The organism is Mycobacterium sp. TH-M116, assembly GCF_057473685.1.
Window position 1 is genome coordinate 1 of the sequence record NZ_JBYCLC010000062.1, and the last position, 2499, is coordinate 2499.

General features: G+C 64.6%; 3 protein-coding genes. All 3 read left to right on the forward strand.

Annotation, left to right across the window (positions count from 1 at the left end):
- On the forward strand, positions 1-247 hold a 247-nt coding region (locus AC2VOK_RS03190; protein ID WP_428899193.1), incomplete at its 5' end, for a ribbon-helix-helix domain-containing protein.
- Positions 244-660 carry a type II toxin-antitoxin system VapC family toxin gene (locus AC2VOK_RS03195; RefSeq protein WP_428899194.1) on the forward strand — a complete coding sequence of 139 codons (417 nt, stop codon included), beginning with the start codon at positions 244-246 and terminating at the stop codon, positions 658-660. The genes AC2VOK_RS03190 and AC2VOK_RS03195, both read left to right, overlap by 4 nt.
- A 321-nt stretch (positions 661-981) precedes the next feature.
- A complete protein-coding gene (locus AC2VOK_RS03200; RefSeq protein ID WP_428899195.1) occupies positions 982-2385 on the forward strand; it encodes an IS1380 family transposase in 1404 nt (467 codons plus the stop codon).
- The last annotated feature ends 114 nt before the right edge of the window (positions 2386-2499 follow it).

Genomic DNA, 2499 nt, shown 5'->3' on the forward strand with positions numbered 1-2499 from the left:
TATGTATATTGGAGGTGTGAAGACGATCACGATCACGATCCCCGAAGAGCTCGACTTGCTGGCTGCCGCGGAAGCCCGGCGTCGCGGCATCTCCAAGTCCGAGTTGATCCGCGTGGGGCTCGGCACCGTCCTTTCACCACCGCTCGGCGAGTCTGATGAAGACTTGTGGCGCTCCCTCGCGGGGTTCGGGTCGGACCATGTTTCGGTGGAACCAGGCGAGGTCGACGACGTTGTCTACGACCAGTGAAGTTCGCCGACACGGGCTGGTGGGTGGCGTGGGCCCTGCCCGGGGATTCTCGGCACGATGACGCGCTGAGCATGCTGGGCGCTCTTGGACGGTCCGAGCAGATCCTGACGACCAACCTTGTGGCGGGCGAGACCTGGACGTTCCTGCGACGCAAGGACAGCCACCGGACTGCGCTGGCCTTTCTCGATCGGCTCGACACTCTGAGGAATGCTGCGCGCCTCGTCGAGCACCGGGTTACAGAGGACCAAGAAGCGGCAGCGTCGGAATGGCTTCGCAAACACGACGAGCGGGTGTACTCGTACGTGGACGCAACGAGTTTTCGCGTCATGCGCGACCGGCGGCTGCGTGAAGCCCTCGCGTTCGACCAGGACTTCACGGCGGCCGGATTCGTAGAGGTCCGGGTCAACCCGTAGTGAACTTGATGCATATCGGATCTCGGCCAACCGGATGCGCAACACAGATCAGATTTGTCAGCGAAATATATTGCAGCACAATTCACCTCGCATTGGCTGCTGGTAACGGTGCGTTTTGCGGAGTTGCGAGTAGCCAAGGGCGCTCATGCGCAGCCGCATGAGCCTATGCGTATATGCATAATACGATGCTGCTATGCCTAAGCCTCGATCCACGGATGAATTGGCTGTTGATCGGGTGTCGGAATAAGGAAAGTGCCCTCTGAGCTGGGATGATTGGAGTTACCACACAACAATCTGACCAGCGCAAGAAAGGCACTTCCAGTGAGAGTGTCCCACAGGTTCAAGGCCGATTCGGCACTGTTCGACGACGACCATCTCGTGTCGTTCGCGGGGCTGGTGCCGGTGATGGCACTAGCCGAGCAGACCGGCTTGATCGAGTTGCTGGAAAACAAGGTTCACATCGCCGAGCCGAAGATCAAGTCCGGGTCGGCCAACCCGGCGCCGAAGCTGGCCACGGTGATCGCGGGCATGCGCGCTGGCGCGGACAGCATCGATGACCTCGACGTGGTCCGCAGCGGCGGTATGAAAACCCTCTTCGCCGCGGTATATGCGCCCTCGACCATCGGAACCCTGCTGCGGGAGTTCACCTTCGGGCACGCCCGACAACTCGACTCGGTGCTCGGCGAGCATCTGGGCGCACTGTGCGAGCACGTCGATCTGCTCGTCGGCGCCAAGGAGCAGGTGTTCATCGACATCGACTCGCTGCTGCGCCCGGTGTACGGACACGCCAAACAGGGCGCCTCCTACGGGCACACCAAGATCGCCGGCCGCCAGGTCCTGGGCAAGGGACTGTCCCCGCTGGCGACCACGATCAGCACCGCCGAATCGGCCCCGGTGATCGCCGGGATGCGGCTGCGCGCCGGACGGGCCGGCTCGGGCAAAGGTGCGGGACGGATGATCGCCGCGGCCATCAGCACCGCCCGCGCCGCCGGCGCCACCGGGCCGATCCTGGTGCGTGGGGACTCCGCCTACGGCACCCGCGCGGTCGTCGGTGCCTGCACGCGACACGACGCGCAGTTCTCACTGGTCATGACCCGCAACACCGCGGTCCAGCGGGCCATCGCCGGGATCGCCGAGGACGCCTGGACCCCGGTGGCCTATCCCGGCGCGGTGCGCGACCCCGACACCGGGGCCTTGATCTCTGATGCCGAGGTCGCCGAGGTCAGCTACACCGCCTTCGCAGGCACCCCCGAGGCGATCACCGCCCGCCTGGTCGTGCGGCGGGTCAAAGACGCCAACCACCGCGAGGCCCTGTTCCCGGTGTGGCGCCATCACCCGTTTTTGACCAACACCGACCTGCCCACCGCCCAAGCCGACATCACCCACCGCCAACACGCCATCATCGAAACCGTGTTCGCCGATCTGATCGACGGACCGCTTGCCCATATACCCTCGGGGCATTTCGGCGCCAACTCCGCCTGGGTCCTGTGCGCCGCGATCGCCCACAACCTGCTGCGCGCCGCCGGGGTCCTGGCCGGGGGCGCTCACGCGGTAGCCCGCGGGGCCACCCTGCGGCGCAAGATCGTCAACATCCCCGCCCGCCTGGCACGTCCGCAACGCAGACCCGTCCTGCACCTGCCCACCCACTGGCCCTGGTCGAAATCCTGGCTCGCACTGTGGCGCAACACCATTGGCTTCAGCCCACCAACAGCTGCAACCACCTGACCAATAGCCGACAAGGCCCGACCAAGGAATAACAGGAAAAGCTGGGCAGACCAGCAGCTACCCGCTGCACACAACCAAAACCGTGGTAAAAATCAGACTCGACACACCTCACCG